We start from the raw sequence: 18,402 nt of genomic DNA, 5'->3' as shown, positions 1-18,402 counted from the left end.
GTGACCGCCCCGGGGCCGAGAGGTTCCGGCGCGCCTCACGCCCGGCCGGGCCAGGACGTTAGCGGAGGGCGCCAGGCCCAGCATGACGGACGTCGTCGTCGTTGAATCGCCCGCCAAGGCGAAGACCATCAACAAGTACCTGGGCAGCGGCTACACCGTGCTGGCCTCCTTCGGCCATGTCCGAGACCTCCCCCCCAAGGACGGCTCCGTCCGGCCGGAGGAGGACTTCGCCATGGACTGGTCCTCCGAAGATCGGGGCGAGAAGCAGGTCCGCGAGATCGCGCAGGCCCTAAAATCCGGCAAATCCAAGCGCTTATACCTCGCAACTGACCCGGATCGTGAAGGCGAGGCCATCTCCTGGCACGTGCGCGAGATGCTGGAGGGGCGCCGTGCCCTCAAGGGGATCGAGGTCCACCGGATCACCTTCAACGAGATCACCAAGCGCGCGATCGAGCACGCCATCGCCCATCCGCGCGACCTGGACGTCCCGCTGATCGACGCCTACCTCGCCCGCCGGGCGCTGGACTACCTCGTCGGCTTCACCCTTTCGCCGGTGCTGTGGCGGAAGCTCCCGGGCTCCCGCTCCGCCGGGCGCGTGCAGTCCGTGGCGCTCCGCCTGATCTGCGAGCGCGAGGCCGAGATCGAGGTCTTCAAGCCGCGCGAGTACTGGACGGTCGAGAGCGCCTTTCAGACCCCCGCCGGCGCGCCCTTCACAGCCCGCCTCACTCACCTCGACGGCCGGAAGCTCGATCAATTCGATCTGCCGGACGAAACGGCCGCGCTGCGCGCCAAGGCCGCGGTGGAGGCCGGCGCATTCCGCGTGGCCGCGATCGAGAAGAAGCGAGTCCGCCGGAACCCGCCGCCGCCCTTCACCACCAGCACGCTCCAGCAGGAGAGCAGCCGCAAGCTCGGCTTCGGCGCCCAGGCCACGATGCGCCTGGCCCAGCAGCTGTACGAGGGCGTGGACATCGGCGGGGAGACCGTCGGCCTCATCACCTACATGCGGACGGACGGCGTCCAGATGGCGCGCGAGGCCATCCACGAGATCCGGGACCACGTGAAGGACGCCTTCGGCCCGGACTACCTGCCCGTCGCCGCGCGCGAATACTCATCGAAGGCGAAGAACGCGCAGGAGGCGCACGAGGCGGTCCGGCCGACCGACGTGACCCGCACGCCGCAATCCGTCGCCCGCTACCTCAACCCGGAGCAGCGGCGCCTCTACGACCTCGTCTGGAAACGCGCCGTGGCCTCCCAGATGCAATCGGCGGAGCTGGACCAGACCGCCGTCGACCTCGCGGACGGGTCCGGCAAGGTCCGGCTGCGCGCTACGGGGCAGGTCATCGCCTTCGACGGGTATCTGAAGCTCTACCGCGAAGACATTGATGATGCACGTCTTGCCGCCGATGACGAGAACAAGACCCTGCCCCCGATGCATGAGGGCGAGGAGCCCCGGCGGGGTGAGGTCCGGGCCGACCAGCACTTCACCCAGCCGCCGCCCCGCTACTCCGAGGCCTCGCTGGTGAAGAAGATGGAGGAGCTCGGCATCGGCCGCCCCTCCACCTATGCCTCGATCCTGCAGACTCTTCAGGACCGCTCCTACGTTCGGCTGGAGGCCCGCCGCTTCATCCCCGAGGACCGGGGGCGGCTCGTCACCGCCTTCCTGACCTCCTTCTTCACCCGCTACGTGGACACGAACTTCACAGCGGCCCTGGAGGAGAAGCTCGACGACATCTCCGGCGGCCGGCTCGATTGGCGGGAGGTCATGCGGGACTTCTGGGCCCAGTTCCGGGACGCCGTGGACGCCACGAAGGACCTCAAGATCAGCGACGTCATCGACGCGCTGGACGAGGACCTCGGGCCGCACTTCTTCCCCGCGAACGAGGGCGGGACCGACCCGCGCGCCTGCCCGGTCTGCACCGCGGAGCACCGGACCGGCGGCCGCTTGGGCCTGCGCCTGGGCCGGACCGGAGCCTTCATCGGCTGCGCGAATTATCCAGAGTGCCGGTATACCCGTCCTCTCGTCGTCCAATCCGCGGACGGGGAGGATGCGGGCAACGAGGGCCCGCGCAGCCTCGGCACCGATCCGAATACGGGTCAGGAGGTGTCCATCAGGCGCGGCCCCTACGGCCTGTATGCCCAGCTGGGCGAGCCCGGTACGGACGAGAAGGGCAAGGCGACGAAGCCCCGACGCGCCAGCCTCCCCCGGGGGATGGACCCGGAAACGCTGACGCTCGAGCGGGCGATCGCGCTACTGAACATGCCGCGGATCATCGGTGTCCACCCTGAAACGGGAGAGGAGATCACGGCCAACCTCGGCCGCTTCGGGCCCTACCTGAAGGCGGGCGCGCTGTCGCAGTCGCTCACGCCGGGCGACGATGTCCTGTCCATCGGCATGAACCGCGCGATGGAGCTGCTGGCGAATGCCAAGCCGCGCGGCGTCACCCTCGGCAACCATCCGAAGGACGGCGCCGTGGTGGAGGTGAAGCGCGGCCGCTTCGGCCCCTATGCCCAGCACGGCAGCACCGTGGCGTCCCTGCCCCGCGGCGTGGAGATGGAGAGCTTCACCCTCGATCAGGCCGTCGCCCTGCTCGCGGAGAAGGGGAAGCCCCTGCCGCCCCGGAAGGGCGCCAGCGCCCGGCGCGGCGGCGCCCGCAAGGCGCCGGCCGCCGCGGAGGCCACCCCGACCCGCGCCGCGCCGGCCCGCCCGGCCGCACGTGCCAAGGCCGCCCCAGCGAAAGCCGCCGCCAAGGCCCCCGCGAAGCCGGCAGCGAAGGCCAAGGTGGCGGCCAAGCCGAAGACGGCGGCCGCCAAGCCGGCCAAGCCCGCCGCGCGCACCACCCGGTCGAGCTGAGGTGCCGCAGCGCCCGCCCCGCACACCCCGCCGTGGTGGGCCGGGCGACGCGACGGATGCGCGGGGCACGGCGAAACGCACGGATCAGCCGCCGCGCGAACGTGCGGCCGGCCTTCGCCGCCGGCCAGCGGCCGGCGCGGAGCCGAACCCCCTGCCGAGCCGGGAAGAACTGCGCACGTTTCTCCGCGCTGCGACCGGCCGTGTCGGCAAGACCGAGATCTCCCGGCATTTCGGCCTCTCGACCGAGCAACGCCCCGCACTCCGCGCCCTCATCGCCTCGATGAAGGAGGAGGGCAGCGCCGCGCCCGTCGGTCGCCGCACCCTGCGCGCGAGCGAGAACCTGCCCGACATGGCCGCGCTGGAGGTCTTCGGCACCGATCCGGACGGCGAGCCGCTGGCGCGCCCGATCACCTTGGACGGGCCGGGCAAACCTCTGGTCCTGATGCGCCCGGAGCGGGCGGGCCAGCCGGCCCTGGCACCGGGGGATCGCGTCCTCGCGCGCATCACCCGGATCGGCCCGGACCGGTACGAGGGTCGGACCTTCAAGCGCATCGGGTCGGGGGCGGCCTCGCGCATTCTCGGCATCTACGAGAACGGCTTCGTCCAGCCTGTGGACCGCCGAGCCCGCGCCGACTGGCTCATCCCGGAGGAGGAGAGGAACGGCGCGCAGGACGGCGAGCTGGTCCAGGCCGAGCCCCTGCGCGGCGGCGCCGACCGCCCCTACGGGCCGAAGCGCGCCCGGATCGTGGAGCGCCTCGGTTCGATGGACGAGCCGCGCTCCGTCTCCCGCCTCTGCATCGCCGCCCACGGCATCCCGGAGGAGTTCTCCCCCGAGTCGATCCGCGATGCCGAGCGCGCGCGCGGCGTCGGGCCGGAAGGCCGCGACGACCTCCGCGCCATCCCGCTCGTCACCATCGACGGGGAGGATGCGCGCGACTTCGACGACGCGGTCCACGCCGAGCCCGACGGGGAAGGCCACCGGGTCCTCGTCGCCATCGCCGATGTGGCGCACTACGTCCGCCCCAACGCGCCGCTGGACCGCGACGCCCGGGCCCGCGGCAACTCGGTCTACTTCCCCGACCGGGTGGTCCCGATGCTGCCGGAGGCCCTGTCCAACGGCTGGTGCTCGCTGAAGCCGGACGAGGATCGCGGCTGCCTTTACGTCGAGATGCGCTTCGACGCGCGCGGGACAAAGACCGGCCACCGCTTCGGGCGCGGGCTGATGCGGTCCGCCGCGCGGCTGACCTATGAGCGCGTCCAGGCCGCCCGCGACGCCGGCGAGGATGCCGGCCTGGCGCCGGGGCATATCGCGCGGCTCTACGACGCGTTCCACGCCCTCCTCGACGCGCGGGAGCGCCGGGGCACGCTCGACCTCGACCTGCCCGAACGCCGGGTCATCCTGGACGATGCGGGGAAGGTGCTCTCCGTCGCCCCGCGCGCGCGCCTCGACTCCCATCGCCTGATCGAGGAATTCATGGTCGCCGCCAATGTCTGCGCGGCGGAGGAGCTGGAGCGGCTGCACCAGCCCTGCATGTACCGCGTCCACGACCGCCCCTCCGACGAGAAGCTGGAGACGCTGCGCGCCTTCCTCGGCGGATTCGGCTTCAACCTGCCGGCCTCGAACCTCGTCCGACCCCGCGACTTCGCCGGCATCCTGGAGCGCACGAAGGATCTGCCGGAATCGCGCCTGATCAGCGAGACGATCCTGCGCGGCCAGTCCCAGGCGCAGTACGCGCCGGACAACATCGGCCATTTCGGCCTCGCCCTGCCGCGCTACGCGCATTTCACCTCCCCGATCCGGCGCTACGCCGACCTGCTCGTCCACCGCGCGCTGATTCGGGGCCTGAAGTTGGGCGATGACGGGCTGACGGATGCGGAAGCGGCGGCAATGCCAGACACCGGCGAGAGCATCACCCGCACCGAGCGGCGCGCCGCCCTGGCCGAGCGCGACGCCGTGGACCGCTACCTCGCGGCGTTCATGGCACACCGCGTGGGCGTGACATTCCAGGCACGCGTTTCCGGCGTGACACGCTTCGGACTCTTCGTGACAGTAGAGGAGAGCGGCGCCAGCGGGATCGTTCCGATGTCCGCCCTTCCGGACGACCAATGGTTCCACGAGGACGCGGCGATGCGCCTAATCGGCCGCCGCACAGGACTGACCTTCACGCTGGGCCAGGAGGTCGAGGTGCGGCTGGCGGAGGCGACGCCGCGCACCGGCAGTCTCACCTTCCAGCTGCTGCAAGGCGATCCGCGCGCGACCGGGACGGGCCGCCCGCCGCGGGGCCGCCAGCGCCTGGCAGGGAAGCCGGCGGTCAAGGGACGGGACCGGACGGGACGGGACGCCCACCGGGCGGAGGAGGCGACCGGCACGCCGGGGTCCCACCGCACTCCGCGCCGCTGACCGCGGAACCTTTGACCACCGGGGCGCCGCCCCCTGCACCGCCGATGGTGGGGCGCCGCCACGCCCTGGGCGAACAGTTCGCCCGCGTCGCCGCGCTCGCGGCGCTGCTCCTGCTCCCGTCCGCCGCCCGCGCCACCGACAGCGTCCACACGCTGCGTGCGGGCTTCGCCGCTATCACCGAGCGGCACCTCGAGCGCACGGACCCCACCGACCTCGGCCACTGGGCCCTGCGCGGCCTCGAGGCGCTGGAGCCGAACATCTCCACCTCCCGCCGCGGCCCGGCCCTGCGCATCGCCTTTCCCGGCCGGCTGCCGATCGAGCGGCTGATGGGCGGCACGCCGTCCTCCGTCGCGGAAGCGGTCGCGACGCTCTATGCGGAGGCCGAGATCCTCTCCCCCTCGATTCAGCGGGCCGGTCCGCAGCGCGTGCTTCAGGCCGGGTTCGAAGAGATCTTCAACCACCTCGACCCCTATAGCCGCTATGTCACGCCCGGCGAGGCCCGGCAGGCCCGCGAGCGCCGCCTCGGCGCTGCCGATCTCGGCCTCACGCTCGGCCCGGCGCCGGGGAACGGCGTGGCAGTGTTGACGGTGGCTCCGAACAGCGCCGCCGCACAGGTCGGGCTTCGACCGGGGGACAGGGTCCTTGCGGCCGATGGCGTCCCTCTTTCGGCCGGTGCGCTGGCGGACGCGGCCCGCCTGCTGGAGGGCCCCCCCGGCAGTGGCCTCCTCCTCCAGATCCGCCGGGGCCGGCGAACGCAGGAGCTCCTCCTCACCCGCGCCGCGGCCCCTCCCCTCGCGGTCTCGTCCGAAGTGCGGGACGGCGTACTGTGGCTCCGCGTCCCGGTCTTCTCGGCCGGGACCGCCTCGCAGCTCGACAGCGCGCTGGACCGGGCGGAGAGCGCGACTCGCGGCGTGGTGCTGGACCTGCGCGGCAACCGGGGAGGGCTCCTCCAGCAAGCCATCCAGGTCGCCGATTCCTTTCTCTCCCTCGGCACGGTCGCCTTCACGGAGGGCCGCCATCCCGACGCGCGCCGCCGCTTCGTCGCGACCGGCGGCGACCTGGCCGACGGGCGCCCACTCGTGGTGCTGGTGGACGGCCGGACCGCCTCGGCCGCCGAAGTGGTGGCCGCGGCGATCGGCGATCATGGCCGCGGCGTCGTCGTCGGCAGCACCACGCTCGGAAAGGGGCTCATCCAGATCCTCGTGCCGATGCCCGAGGGGGCGGAGCTGCTCGTGTCCTGGTCCCGAATCCTCGCCCCGCTCGGCTGGCCCCTGCAGTCCCTCGGCGTCATGCCGACCGTCTGCACCAGCCGGGGCGCGGAGGAGACGAGCGCCGCCCTGGCCGCCCTCGCCACCGGTGACAATCTGCTCTCCCCCATGCTCGCCCGCCACCGTGCGGCCCGCGCACCGGTCCCTGTCAGCGAGGTGACGGCGCTCCGCAGCGCCTGCCCTCCGGCCGAGGGCCGCGACGCCGACCTGGCCGCTGCCCGGACGCTGCTCGACCGTCCCGAGACGTACCGCGCCGCCCTTCACCGGCCGGACGGCTAGGGCCGCCCTGGACCGGGGCGCCGGAAGGCGCGGGGAGCGTCGGCAAGGCGGAAGGCACCTGTGTTCGGGGTGCTCGGCCAGGGACTTGGTGCCCGTAAGCGAGGTCTCGTCCCGCTGAATGCTTGACGCAGGCGCCGTGGGCGCTAGGTTGCGCCCCCTCCACGCCCACCTTGACCCCGCGCCGGCTCTGCCGGTGCACGCCTGCGGAATCCGATCATGGCCAAGTCCAACACCATCCAGATCCGGCTCGTCAGCTCCGCCGACACCGGCTACTTCTACGTGACGAAGAAGAACACGCGCTCCGCCACGGGGAAGATGGAGAAGAAGAAGTACGACCCCGTCGCCCGCAAGCACGTCGTTTTCCGCGAAGCGAAGATCAAGTAACCGGCTCGGCTACACCCCGACCTCGCGGGGTGCTTGTGAGGGCGGCCGCTCCGAAAGGTCCGGCCACCCCATCCTGGCGGCGGATCTAAACGGGCTGAGGGGTGGGGCGAGCCACTGGGCTCCGCGTGCGCGCGTCCGCTGTGCGCGCTCTTGCCATCCGAGTGCTGCGACCGATCCGAGAAGCAGGAAGGGTCGAAGGGTGGGGCGATCCCGGGCTCTGCCGGGACGTCGGCCAAGGCGGCTAGGCCGTCCTTTGCCCGGTAAATTAACCCGGTGAGGGAAACAAGCTGCCGACCGGCCATTCCGGACGGCAGCCTGCATCAGGCTCAGGGGTTGATGTCGAAGTCCTGCAGGTTGCAGGTGTTCACCCCGCGGCGCTCCAAGGCCTGGCCGCTCGCCAGCACCACCCGGATGTCGTTCATGCACTGCCCGGCCGGGAGCGAGATCTCCAGGCTCTGGCCCGACGGCAGCACGTTGTCCCCGAGCCGATCCCGGCCCCAGGAATTCACGTTCGAGGAGGACACGTAGACCTCGTTGATTGTCTGGCCGGAGCGATTGTTGAGACGGAAATCAGGGTTGTTGCTCTGAGCGAAGGCAGAGCCGGTCACGGCGGCGGAAAGCGCTGCCACCAGAGCGAGGCGACGGAAGATCACGGAATGCGTCCTGAAGGGCGGTGTTGCCCGAGCCGGAACGGATCACGGGATCGAGAGATCGACAAGGCCGCCGGCCAGCATGACTGAAATTTCAGATCAAGAGTCCATTTTTGTCATCTCCGCCCACTGCCCATTCAGGGCGGATGTCCGGTTGACCAGACCGGTCCTCTGACCAAGAGCCAGGGCCCCTTCCGTCGAAGGGTGCATGCAGGCACCCAGCACGGCCGGTCATCTTCGCGGACGTCCAGCGAAGGCAGCACGCGGAGAGCTTTGAAGACCCGACCCGCCCTGCCAGCCCCGAACGCAAAGTGTCAGGCCGTCTTTCAGCGTTCGTCCGACGGCGGCTCTGCAGGCCCGACATATTCAAGATGGGCCATTTTTCCCGCTGGGACGATCTCTCCCCAATACGAGATGGTCCATCTCGCCAACACGCCTGACCAGTACCCCATCGTCCAGAGCCGGGTGGCCGGCCAACGCATCCAGTGGAAGCCATCGTCCTCCAGCTTCGCCGGCACGCCAGGCGCCTCGGGATCTGGCCACCCCCGGCCCACGCGGATGCGTTCGACTTGGCGGGGCTCCGCATCCGCCTGGCTGACGGCCGTGCCATTCCTGAACTCGACCCCGGCGGCTTTGAAGGCGGCCAGAATTGCGGCCAGCGTTTCCCGCCGCGGACGCGTCCGGCCACGCTCGAAATCGATGATCGGATGGATGGAGATGCCCGCCTTCTTTCCGAGGCGGGTGGCACTCCAGTCGAGTTGGACACGCGCTTGCCGGCACTGTTCAGGGCTCACGTGCTGCTCTGTGCCTTCCGCATCCACGATTGTACGGCGCTAACAAGCTTCAGCTTGGCCAACTCGTTGAGGCGGGATCTGACAGAAGGTTCTGAATGACGCAACGCTAGAAGGACGCATTAGCGTTCCATGGCCGCTCCTGCGGAACGCAGGGCTCCAGAGGTCGCGTGCAAAAGTCAGCCGAACCCGCCCGATAGCTGAACACCTCTTCCCCGGTAGGGCAGTTCCGGACCGGGAGCACCGTGTTTCCCTTGCCCCGATCTCGGTGGTCCCGGTTTGGCCGAGCGGAAGCGCGCGTGCCCACCTCATGCTGCGGGCCGACACAAGGTGGAGTGAAGATGGACCGGACGTGGCCCGCGGCGAGCCGTCCCCGGTCCCGGTCTGGATCATCAACTCACCGCGAAATCCGCCCGGCCGCCGTCCGAAAGGGCCCTGCACGGAGAGAGCTTCTGGACGATCTCACAACCCATGCTAGATTTCATTTCGGGTTCTCAACCCAAAATGGGTGTTGGATCGTCGGAGAAATGACGGATGCAGCTATCGTCCTGGAGCACGGAGCCCGGAGCGCGGATGGTAGCCACGGCGGCCTCGGACCTCAGGCTGGTCGTCACGCAGGAGGCGATGGACCCATCGGTCCGCTTCGCGGTCGAGCGGATGGGGCCCAGCCAGGACGGAACGGACCTCCTCTGGTCTGGCTACCGTAGCAGCGTGGCCGCGGCGATGCTCGCCGCGGAGGAGGCGGCGCGTCTGATCGCGCACCGCTGACGGCCCGGGCGTTCGAGGACGGCGTTCTCCGTCCTTGTTCAGGTCAGGGGCGGGCTACAGGCCTTTCCACCGGAGGAGGCGGAGAGCGTTCAGCGTCACGAGCACCGTCGCGCCCGTGTCTGCCAGGATGGCGGGCCACAGACCGGTGATGCCGGCCAGCGTCGTCACGAGGAAGACGGCCTTGAGCCCCACCGCGACAGCGACGTTCTGACGGATATTCGCGAGAGTCGCCCGTGACAGGGACACAAGATCGGCGACACCGCCGACGCGCTCTCGCATCAGCGCTGCATCAGCGGTGTCGAGGGCCACATCGGTGCCCCCACCCATCGCGATGCCCACCGAGGCGGCGGCCAGGGCGGGCGCATCGTTGATGCCGTCGCCCACCATCACGACCGGGCCATGTGCCTTCAGGGCCGCGATCTCACGGAGCTTGTCCGCCGGGAGGAGCTGCGCCCGGACATCCAGTCCCAGCTTCCCGGCAATGGCTCGGCCCGTGCGTTCATTGTCGCCCGTCAGCATCACGGCGTTCACGCCGAGTTGCCGCAAGGCCGCGACCCCGGCCGCCGCGTCGGCGCGAGGTTCATCGCGCATCGCGATCAGCCCAAGGGGCAAGCCGTCCAGCAGCAAGGTGACGACGGTCTTTCCGTCTGATTCGAGGGCGGCGATGCGGGTTTGCGCCTCTTCGCTCAGCGCTGCCCCGGCCTCGACGGCATGCCGGGGGCTGCCCACGGCGACGCGCCGCCCGCCCACGCTGGCCTCCACCGCCCGGCCGGGCACGGTGCGAGCGTTCGCTGCCGGCGGGACCGGGGCGCTCCGCTCCGCGGCGGCCGTGAGGATGGCGCGCGCGAGGGGATGCGCGGATCCCTCCTCGACCGAGGCGGCGAAGCCCAGGACGCGCCGCTCATCCGTGCCGTCCCGGAGCGGCACGATGTCCGTGACGCGCGGCGTGCCCTCGGTCAGCGTGCCCGTCTTGTCGAAGGCCACTGTTCGCGCCGCCCCGATCGCCTCCAGCGCGGCACCGCCCTTCACCAGCAGGCCGCGCCGGGCACCGGCGGACAGGCCGGAGGCGATGGCGGCGGGCACCGAGATGACGAGGGCACAAGGGCAGGCGATGAGCAGCAGGGCAAGGCCACGATAGGTCCAGGTCCACCAGTCGCCGCCGGCCAGCAGCGGCGGCACCAGGATGACCAGCAGGCTCGCGACCATCGCACCCGGCGTCCACCAGCGTGAGAAGCGCTCCACGAAGCGTTGTGACGGGGCCCGAGAGGCGGAGGCCTCCTCCACCAGCCGGACGATGCGCGACACCGTGTTGTCCGTCGCCGCCCGCGACACCCGCACCCGCAACACCCCATCCGCGTTGATGGAGCCCGCGATCACGGGATCGCCTGGGCCTCTCGCGACCGGGACGCTCTCCCCGGTGACCGGGCTCTCGTCCAGGGCCGAGCGGCCCTCCGTGATCTCACCGTCGCAGGGCACCCTGTCGCCCGGGCGGACCTGGACCATGTCCCCCACGCGGAGGGAAGCGACGGGCACCTCCTCGAGGCCAGCGGTCGCCTCCCGCCGCGCGGTGGCGGGAAGAAGCGATGCCAGGCTGCGGATGCCTGCCCTGGCCCGACCGGCCGCCACGTTCTCCAGCAGTTCGCCGACGGCGAACAGCAGCACGACGATGGCCGCCTCCTCGGCGGCCCCGATCACGACAGCCCCCAGTGCCGCGGCGCACATCAGCGTCTCTATGGAGAAGGGGCTTCCCGCCCTGGCCAGCGCGATGGCCCGGCGGCCGAAGGGGAACAGGGCCGCCAGCGTGGCGGCGAGGTAGATCCAGGACGCCTCCCGAGGGAAGACGTGGGACAGCAGCCAGGCCGCGGCCACGAGCCCGCCGAGCACAGCCACCAGCCGGGCCTTGCCGGTGCGCCACCACGGTGTCCCTGCCCGATCCTCCGCTTCCTCGTCTTCGCCATGCGCGTGCAGATGCCCGACGTGGCTGCTGCCCCCGCCGCGATCCTGTTTTTCCGGCCGAGCCTGCGACGTGACCAGCCTCGTCGCGTGGTAGCCGAGGCCCGACACCTGGCGCTCGATGGCGGCCGCCGCCGTCCCTCCTGGCAGGCGCTGGACGGTAAGGCGCTCGGCCATCAGGTTCACCTCGACCGCGGAAACACCGGGAAGCCGTTCGACCGCATTCCGCACCGTCGCGACGCAGGAGGCACAGTCCATGCCCTCGACGCGCCACGCGAGCGTCTCGGCCTCATCTGGTCCCGCGGCAGGGACGGTCTCGCGGTCCGGCATGGGAAGCTCTCCTCGTCTCCCCGCGTTCTGTGGGACCTCCAGCGACTTGAGGTTCAAGCCCCCTCTGCCCAGCTTTCCGGAATGAGCGTCCCCGCCTTCTCGATCGGTGAACTCGGCCGCCGCACGGGCTGCAAGGTGCAAACCATCCGTTGGTACGAGGAGGTCGGGCTGTTGCCGCCGGCCAGCCGGACCGCGGGGGGACATCGGGTTTACGGCGCGGCGCACCTGCAACGCCTCGACTTCGTTCGTCACGCCCGGGAGTTCGGCTTTTCGCTGGATGCGATCCGCACCCTGCTCGCCCTGTCGGACCACCCGGAGCGGCCCTGCGAGACGGTCCACGCCCTGGCCGTGCAGCAGCTCGCATCCGTGGAGGACAAGCTGCGGCGCCTCGAGACATTGCGTGGAGAGCTGGCCCGCCTGACGGATGCCTGCCGCGGTGGGCCGGCCGGTGAGTGCCAGATCCTCGAGACGCTGGCGGACCACAGCCACGGCCACTGCGTCTCCGCGGACCATGCCCCCCCCGGACCAGGGGTAGTGGCCCGAGACGGAGTTACATCCCCCCGCAGCGGGCCGGGCTCGATGCTCGTGCCTTCGACGTTTCCGCCCGCGTGCAGACAGAGGTGGCAGCCTGTGCGAACCGCGCAGCGGCACGAATGGCGGATGGGAAAGGAGTTGTGGTAGCGGCGGGCGGACTTGAACCGCCGACCCCGGCATTATGAGTGCCGTGCTCTAACCAGCTGAGCTACACCGCCAAACCGGGCGTCGCGAAGGTCGCGACGGGCTGCGGCAACTAGGCCGCCGGGGCCTCGCTGTCAACGGCGGCGGGCGTCGCACGGGCGATGAAGCCGCCGCCGAGGACACGGTCGCCGTCGTACAGCACGCAACCCTGACCCGGGGCGGCGATCACGGGCAGGTCGGGCTGGACCGTCAGCCGGGCCGCGACACCGTCCCAGGTGGCGGTGACCGGCTGCGGCACCTCCCGGGCGCGGAACTTCGCCGCGGCGCGGAAGGGGCCTGCGGGCGGCGCGCAGAGCCAGTTCACCGCTGAGGCCGCGACCTGCGGGGCCGGGATGGCGGCAGCGGGCGCGACAACGATCCGGCGCCGTTCGGCATCGAGCGAGGCCACGCGCAGCCCGGCCTCACCCGGCAGGCCGAGGCCCCTGCCCTGCCCCACCGTGTACCGCGCCAGTCCCCGGTGCTGACCCAGGACGCGGCCGGACAGGTCCACGATCTCCCCGGGCTCGGCGGCATCGGGCCGCAGCCGCGCCACCGCCTCGTGGTAGCGGCCGGAGGGGACGAAGCAGATGTCCTGGCTGTCGGGCTTTTCTGCCACGGCGAGGCCCAGCCGGGCCGCCTCACGCCGCACCGCCGCCTTGTCCGGCATCTCGCCGAGCGGGAAGCGGGCGAAGGCGAGCTGGTCCCGCGTCGTCGCGAAAAGGAAGTAGGACTGGTCGCGTGCGGGATCGGCCGCGCGGTGCAGCTCGGGGCCATCGGCCCCTTCCACGCGGCGGGCGTAATGGCCTGTCGCCAGCGCCTCGCAGCCGAGGTCGCGGGCCAGCGCCACGAGGTCCTGGAACTTCACGGTCTGGTTGCAGCGGACGCAGGGGATCGGCGTCTCCCCGCGCGCGTAGCTATCGGCGAAGTCGGCGATCACCGCGTCCCGGAAACGCGCCTCGCGGTCCAGGACGTAGTGGGGGATGCCCAGCCGGTCCGCCACGTCGCGCGCGTCGTGGATGTCCTGCCCGGCGCAGCAGGCGCCCTTCTTCTGGACCGCCGCGCCGTGGTCGTAGAGCTGCAGGGTGGCGCCGATCACCTCGTGCCCGGCCTCGTGCAGCAGGCCGGCTACGACGGAGCTGTCCACGCCGCCGGACATGGCGACGAGGATCCTCATGGCCGCAGCCCCGCGCGTCGGGCTGGCGGGCCCATCAGGCCGGGTTCCGGGCCGCGTTCAGGCCCATCTGCCAGAAATCGGCTTCCAGGCGCGATGCCTCGGCGAAGAGGCGCGTGAGGGACGGCAGGCGGGCGGCGCCCCCATGGGTTTCGCCCAGCCGGTCCAGCCGGTCCGCGGCGCCGGCGGCCACCGCCTGGTAATCGGCGCCGGCATAGGTGGCGATCCAGCCCTCGTAGCGGTTGTCCGTGCGGTTCCGGCCCGGGTGCGCCTCGATCCGCCGCGCGATCTCGCCGTAGCCAACGGTGCAGGGTGCGAGCGCGACCTCCAGGTCCAGGATGTCGCCCCGGAAACCCTGGTCCATCACCCATCGCGTGTAGCCGACCGTCTCCGGCGCCTCCGGCTCCGCGAGCACCGCCGCCTCGTCCAGCCCCCATTCGGCGCAGTAGACGAGGTGGAGCTTCGTCTCGCCGATGATGGCGTCCACCACCTTCGCCTTCGCACGCATGGCGTCCAGGCTCTCCGCCTTCACCACGGCCAGCGCCTGCGCCCGCGCGAACTGCACGAGGAAGAGGTAGTCCTGCACGAGGTAGCGCCGGAACGCCGGGAGGGGCAGCGACCCGTCCGCGACGCCCTGCACGAAGGGGTGCCAACAATAGGCCTCCCATTCCCGCGCCGCGCCCGCGCGCAACGCCCGGAACAGGCCGCCCTCCCGCCCATAGATCGTGAGGTCAGCCACCGGCGTTCCGCGTGCCGGCCGGCAGCTTCACCACTAACCCGTCCAGCTTGTCCGTCATGATGATCTGGCAGCCCAGGCGGCTGGTCTCCTGCAGGTCGAAGGCGAGGTCGAGCATGTCCTCCTCGTCCTCGGTGGGGGAGGTCAGGCGGTCGAACCACTCCTCGTCCACGACCACGTGACAGGTCGAGCAGGCGAGGCTGCCCTCGCAGGCACCTTCCACGTCCACGCCGTGCTTGTGGGCGATCTCCAGCACGCTCAGCCCGAGCGGCGCGTCCACCTCGCGGCGGGTGCCGTCCCGCTCGATGAAGGTCATCTTCGGCATCGCCGCTCCTACTCCGCCGCTTGCTGGGTGGTCATCCTCCAGGCGCGCGCGAGCGCCGCGGCGGCCCTGTCCACGTCCGCCGGCGAGGTAAAGCGGCCGATCCCGATCCGCAAGGTCGCGCGCGCCTCCGCCTCGGACAGGCCCAGCGCCCGCAGCACGTAGGAGGGCTCGATCGAGGCTGAGGAACAGGCCGAACCGGTGGAGACGCAGACCCCGGGGGCGGCTTGCATGATCGCCTGGGCGTCGGCGCCCACCGGGAAGGTGAGGTTCAGGTTCCCCGCCACCCTCCGCACCGCGTCGCCATTGACCCGGATCCCCGGCACCTCGGCCGAGAGGGCGACCATGAAGCGGTCCCGCTGGCCAGCGATGCGTCCGGCGTCGAGCGCCATCTCCAGCCGGGCGATCCGTGCCGCCTCCCCGAAGCCGACCACGAGGGGAGCCGGCAGGGTGCCGGAGCGCAGCCCCCGCTCTTGCCCGCCGCCGGACATCAGCGGCGCCAGCCGCACCCGCGGCCGCCGGCGGACGTAGAGCGCGCCGATGCCCTTCGGCCCGTAGAGCTTGTGGGCGGAGAGGGAGACCAGGTCCAACCCCGTGGCCGCCACGTCGATCGGGATGCGCCCGGCCGCCTGGGCAGCGTCGGTGTGGAAGAGCGCGCCCCCGGCGTGCGCGATCGCGGCCAAGGCGGCGATGTCCTGGACCACCCCGACCTCGTTGTTCACGGCCATGACGCTGACGAGCAACGTCGGCACCTCCAGCGCGGCCCGCAGCGCCTCCGGGTCCAGCAGCCCGTCCCCGCCCACCGGCAGGATCACGGGCTCGAAACCCTCCGCGGCGAGGTCGCGCACGCTCTCCAGGACGCATTTATGTTCGGTGGCGACCGTCACGATCCGGCGACGCGCATCGCCCTGGGACGCCGCGAAGCGCGCCGCGCCCTTGATGGCCAGGTTGTTGGATTCGGTCGCGCCCGAGGTGAGCACGATCTCCCGCGCCTCCGCCCCGATCAGGGTCGCGACGTGCTCGCGGGCGCGCTCGACCGCCTCCTCCGCGGCACGTCCCATGGCGTGCTCCACGCTGGCGGGGTTGGCGAAGTTCTCCTCCCACCACGGGCGCATCGCGGCCAGGACGCGGGGGTCCAGCGGCGTGGTGGCGTGGTTGTCCAGGTAGACCGGGCGGTTCGCGGCATCCCTCATCGGAGAAAGATGGGCCGTCAGGCGGCCGGGCGGGAGAGCCTCGCGCGCATGGCCCCATGCGCGGCCAGAAATCGGTCGACCGTATCGGGCGGCGCGTTCCAGGGCAGGGAAACGCGGATCGCGTGCCCGGCGGCCTCACCCAGGCCCATGGCGTCCAGCACCGGGCTGCGCGCGACCCTGCCGGAGGAACAGGCCGCCCCGGCCGAGACGCGGATGCCGGCGAGGTCCAGCGCGATGACCTGCGTCTCCGCGGCGGCGCCGGGCAGGATGAGGCAGCTCGTGTTCGGCAGGCGCGGGGCCCCGACACCCGCGACGGGCAGGCCCAGCCGGGTCTCGATGGCATCCCGCAGCGGCGCCAGCCGGGCGGCCCCTAGCGGATCGGCCGCTTCCGCCGCCGCGCCGAGCCCGGCGATGGCGGGCAGCGCCTCCGTCCCGCCGCGCCGGCCGCGTTCCTGCCCGCCTCCGGGGATCAGGGGCGTCAGGTCCAGCCCGGCCCGCAGCAGCAGGGCGCCCGCCCCCTTCGGCCCACCGAGTTTGTGGCCGGAGATCGCGAGGGTGTCGGCCCCGAGGTCGTGAAGAGAGAGCGCGATCCGCCCGGCGGCCTGAACCCCGTCGAGGTGCAGCAGGGCGCCGTGCCGGTGGCAGAGGGTGGCGGCTTTCGCGACCGGGTGGATCACCCCCGTCTCGTTGTTCGCGACCATGAGGCAGACCAGGGCCGGTGGGCCTGCGGCAAGGGCCGCCTCCAGCGATGGCAAGTCCAGGGTTCCGTCCCGCCGCACCGGGAGGATTTGTGCTCCCTCCGCGGCCCGCATCACGGCCGGGTGCTCGGTCGCGCCGACGAGCAGGCGACGGCCCCGCCGCAGGGCCGTGATCGCGAGGGCGCTCGCTTCCGTCCCGCCGGAGGTGAAGACCACCTCGCGCGGCGCGGCCCCAAAGCGGGCGGCCACCTTTGCCCGGGCCTCTTCCAGCACGCGCCGGGCCGCCCGCCCCTCCGCATGAACGGAGGACGGATTGCCCAGGAGGTCCATCGCCGCGAGCGCCGCCGCCCGCGCCTCCGGCCGTAGCGGCTCGGTGGCGTTGGCGTCGAGGTAGAGGCTCATTCCGCCGCGATGGCCGCCGGCGGCACCGGCATGGCGCGCCCGAGGGTGCGCCCCTCCACCACGTCGGCCAGGGTGATCGCGGAGAGGAAGAGGCGGATCTGCTCGCCCAGCTCCGCCCAGAGGTCGTGGGTCGGGCACTTCCGCCCGCCGAGGCAGTTCTCCGTGCCGCCCTCGCAGCGGGTGGCGCTGATCGGCTCGTCCACGGCCTCCACGATCTCGGCGACGGAGATGGCAGAGGGCATGCGGGCGAGACGATAGCCTCCCCCTGGTCCCCGCGCGGATTCGACCAGGCCGCCCCGCCGCAGGCGCATGAAAAGCTGCTCCAGATACGCCGCGGAGAGCATCTGCGCCTCCGCGATGTCCGCCAGCGTGACCGGTCCGGCCGAGTTCCGGCGCCCGGCCATCTCGGCCAGAGCCATAACGGCGTAGCGGCTGCGGGTGGACAGGCGCATGTCAGCCGCCCCGGGCCGGAGGGCGGCGCGGAGGCGCCATGCGAAGGAAATGATAGGGCCATGCCATGATTTGGTTATGATTCCCGCGACGCGATGCCTATATTTGGGCGGTGCCGGCCAGCGGAAGCGGGACCGGCGCGAAAAATGGCACCTTCGGCGCCCGTCCCGGGAGCACATGACGGCGATGTCCCTTTGCGGGGGACGTGGCGGCCCTGTTCTCCCCGGCCGGCGCGCCGGACCGGCGCCGGTTGGCGACAGACACTGGCGGGGCGGCCCACCCTTCCCGGGACGGCCGGCCCACCGCAGAGAGATGCCCCCAGGGGCTGAAGGTGACAATGCCCGAGGTGATGTTCGCTGGGCCTGACGGCCGGCTCGAGGGCCGCTACCACCATTCCAAGCAGCCGAACGCGCCGGTGGCGCTGGTGCTCCACCCCCACCCGCTTCACGGCGGCACGATGAACAACCGGGTGGTGCACGCGCTCTACGAGCGGTTTCGCGGTATGGGCTTCTCGACCCTTCGCTTCAATTTCCGCGGCGTCGGCAAGAGCCAGGGCCGATATGACGGCGGGATCGGGGAGATCTCGGACGCGACGGCGGCGCTCGACTTCCTCCAGGCCGTGAATCCGGCGGCGTCCATGCTGTGGGTCGCGGGCTACTCCTTCGGGGCCTATGTCGGGATGCAGGTCCTGATGCGCCGGCCGGAGATGGGCGGCTTCGTCTCGATCGCGGCCCCGGCCAGCCACTACGACTTCGGCTTCCTCGCGCCCTGCCCCTGCTCCGGCCTGATCCTGCACGGGGAGGCGGACGAGCTGGTGCCCGAGCCCTCCGTCCGGAAGCTGGTGGACAAGCTGAACACGCAGAAGGGCGTGAAGATCGACTACCGCGTGATGGAGGGGGCGGGCCATGTCTTCACGCCCGAGCAGACGGATCGCGTGGCCGATGCGGCGCAGGACCATGTGATGACGGTGCTCAACCGCGCCCGCATGTCGATGGCGGCCGACTGAGCCACCGCCCCCTTTCGGCGGATCGGAAAGGG

At 71.6% G+C, this 18,402-nt stretch carries 16 protein-coding genes and 1 tRNA gene; 7 read left to right on the top strand and 10 right to left on the bottom strand.

The window, feature by feature from the left end:
• The first annotated feature begins 82 nt into the window (after nt 1-82).
• The 4 genes from topA to rpmG all read left to right on the top strand — a co-directional run bounded on the left by topA (nt 83) and on the right by rpmG (nt 7,183).
• Nucleotides 83-2,851, top strand: a complete 2,769-nt coding sequence (gene topA / locus ACP6CK_RS03290) for a type I DNA topoisomerase (RefSeq protein WP_426957342.1) — start codon at nt 83-85, stop codon at nt 2,849-2,851.
• Between the two features lies 1 nt (nt 2,852).
• Complete coding sequence (gene rnr, locus ACP6CK_RS03285; protein ID WP_426957341.1) at nt 2,853-5,252, top strand: ribonuclease R; 2,400 nt, start codon at nt 2,853-2,855, stop codon at nt 5,250-5,252.
• Between the two features lie 11 nt (nt 5,253-5,263).
• Nucleotides 5,264-6,799, top strand: a complete 1,536-nt coding sequence (locus tag ACP6CK_RS03280; protein WP_426957340.1) for a S41 family peptidase — start codon at nt 5,264-5,266, stop codon at nt 6,797-6,799.
• Between the two features lie 216 nt (nt 6,800-7,015).
• On the top strand, nt 7,016-7,183 hold the full coding sequence (rpmG, locus tag ACP6CK_RS03275; RefSeq protein ID WP_426957339.1) for a 50S ribosomal protein L33: 168 nt from the start codon (nt 7,016-7,018) through the stop codon (nt 7,181-7,183).
• Between the two features lie 326 nt (nt 7,184-7,509).
• Here rpmG and ACP6CK_RS03270 read toward each other — a convergent pair whose 3' ends face one another.
• Both ACP6CK_RS03270 and ACP6CK_RS03265 read right to left on the bottom strand, forming a co-directional pair.
• A complete protein-coding gene (locus tag ACP6CK_RS03270) occupies nt 7,510-7,836 on the bottom strand; it encodes a hypothetical protein (protein ID WP_426957338.1) in 327 nt (108 codons plus the stop codon).
• A gap of 323 nt (nt 7,837-8,159) precedes the next feature.
• Complete coding sequence (locus tag ACP6CK_RS03265; RefSeq protein ID WP_426957337.1) at nt 8,160-8,627, bottom strand: helix-turn-helix domain-containing protein; 468 nt, start codon at nt 8,625-8,627, stop codon at nt 8,160-8,162.
• A 570-nt stretch (nt 8,628-9,197) separates the two neighbouring features.
• On the opposite strand from ACP6CK_RS03265, the gene ACP6CK_RS03260 reads away from it, so the two are divergent.
• On the top strand, nt 9,198-9,392 hold the full coding sequence (locus ACP6CK_RS03260; RefSeq protein WP_426957336.1) for a hypothetical protein: 195 nt from the start codon (nt 9,198-9,200) through the stop codon (nt 9,390-9,392).
• Between the two features lie 54 nt (nt 9,393-9,446).
• Here the strand turns inward: ACP6CK_RS03260 and ACP6CK_RS03255 are convergent, their stop codons facing one another.
• Nucleotides 9,447-11,603 carry a heavy metal translocating P-type ATPase gene (locus ACP6CK_RS03255; protein WP_426959852.1) on the bottom strand — a complete coding sequence of 719 codons (2,157 nt, stop codon included), beginning with the start codon at nt 11,601-11,603 and terminating at the stop codon, nt 9,447-9,449.
• A 153-nt stretch (nt 11,604-11,756) separates the two neighbouring features.
• Here ACP6CK_RS03255 and ACP6CK_RS03250 point away from each other — a divergent pair, with 153 nt between their 5' ends.
• Nucleotides 11,757-12,356: a MerR family transcriptional regulator gene (locus ACP6CK_RS03250; RefSeq protein WP_426957335.1), complete on the top strand. Its 600-nt coding sequence runs from the start codon at nt 11,757-11,759 to the stop codon at nt 12,354-12,356.
• On the opposite strand, the gene ACP6CK_RS03245 is transcribed toward ACP6CK_RS03250, so the two are convergent.
• From ACP6CK_RS03245 to ACP6CK_RS03215, 7 genes are all read right to left on the bottom strand, one after another.
• A tRNA-Met gene (locus ACP6CK_RS03245) sits at nt 12,351-12,427 on the bottom strand. The two genes, ACP6CK_RS03250 and ACP6CK_RS03245, sit on opposite strands and share 6 nt — an antisense overlap.
• A gap of 38 nt (nt 12,428-12,465) precedes the next feature.
• Nucleotides 12,466-13,566 carry a tRNA 2-thiouridine(34) synthase MnmA gene (gene mnmA, locus ACP6CK_RS03240; RefSeq protein WP_426957334.1) on the bottom strand — a complete coding sequence of 367 codons (1,101 nt, stop codon included), beginning with the start codon at nt 13,564-13,566 and terminating at the stop codon, nt 12,466-12,468.
• Between the two features lie 34 nt (nt 13,567-13,600).
• Nucleotides 13,601-14,302 (bottom strand): thiaminase II, encoded by a 702-nt coding sequence (gene tenA / locus ACP6CK_RS03235; protein WP_426957333.1) that lies wholly within the window; start codon nt 14,300-14,302, stop codon nt 13,601-13,603.
• Complete coding sequence (locus ACP6CK_RS03230; RefSeq protein ID WP_426957332.1) at nt 14,295-14,624, bottom strand: ferredoxin family 2Fe-2S iron-sulfur cluster binding protein; 330 nt, start codon at nt 14,622-14,624, stop codon at nt 14,295-14,297. The genes tenA and ACP6CK_RS03230 overlap by 8 nt, the downstream gene beginning before the upstream one ends.
• Before the next feature lie 8 nt (nt 14,625-14,632).
• A complete protein-coding gene (locus ACP6CK_RS03225; RefSeq protein ID WP_426957331.1) occupies nt 14,633-15,814 on the bottom strand; it encodes a cysteine desulfurase family protein in 1,182 nt (393 codons plus the stop codon).
• A gap of 17 nt (nt 15,815-15,831) precedes the next feature.
• Nucleotides 15,832-16,914 carry a cysteine desulfurase family protein gene (locus tag ACP6CK_RS03220; RefSeq protein WP_426957330.1) on the bottom strand — a complete coding sequence of 361 codons (1,083 nt, stop codon included), beginning with the start codon at nt 16,912-16,914 and terminating at the stop codon, nt 15,832-15,834.
• Nucleotides 16,911-17,366, bottom strand: coding sequence for an Rrf2 family transcriptional regulator (locus tag ACP6CK_RS03215; RefSeq protein ID WP_426957329.1), 456 nt, complete (start codon nt 17,364-17,366; stop codon nt 16,911-16,913). The genes ACP6CK_RS03220 and ACP6CK_RS03215 overlap by 4 nt, the downstream gene beginning before the upstream one ends.
• A gap of 335 nt (nt 17,367-17,701) precedes the next feature.
• Between ACP6CK_RS03215 and ACP6CK_RS03210 the strand changes: the two genes are divergently transcribed.
• Nucleotides 17,702-18,370, top strand: coding sequence for an alpha/beta hydrolase (locus tag ACP6CK_RS03210; RefSeq protein WP_426957328.1), 669 nt, complete (start codon nt 17,702-17,704; stop codon nt 18,368-18,370).
• Nucleotides 18,371-18,402 lie beyond the last annotated feature (32 nt).

Origin of the sequence: Muricoccus radiodurans (genome assembly GCF_050154705.1) — a bacterium.
GTDB classification, from domain to species: domain Bacteria; phylum Pseudomonadota; class Alphaproteobacteria; order Acetobacterales; family Acetobacteraceae; genus Roseomonas; species Roseomonas radiodurans.
Note: the sequence above shows the minus strand (reverse complement) of the source record. Positions and strands in the feature narration are given on the sequence as shown.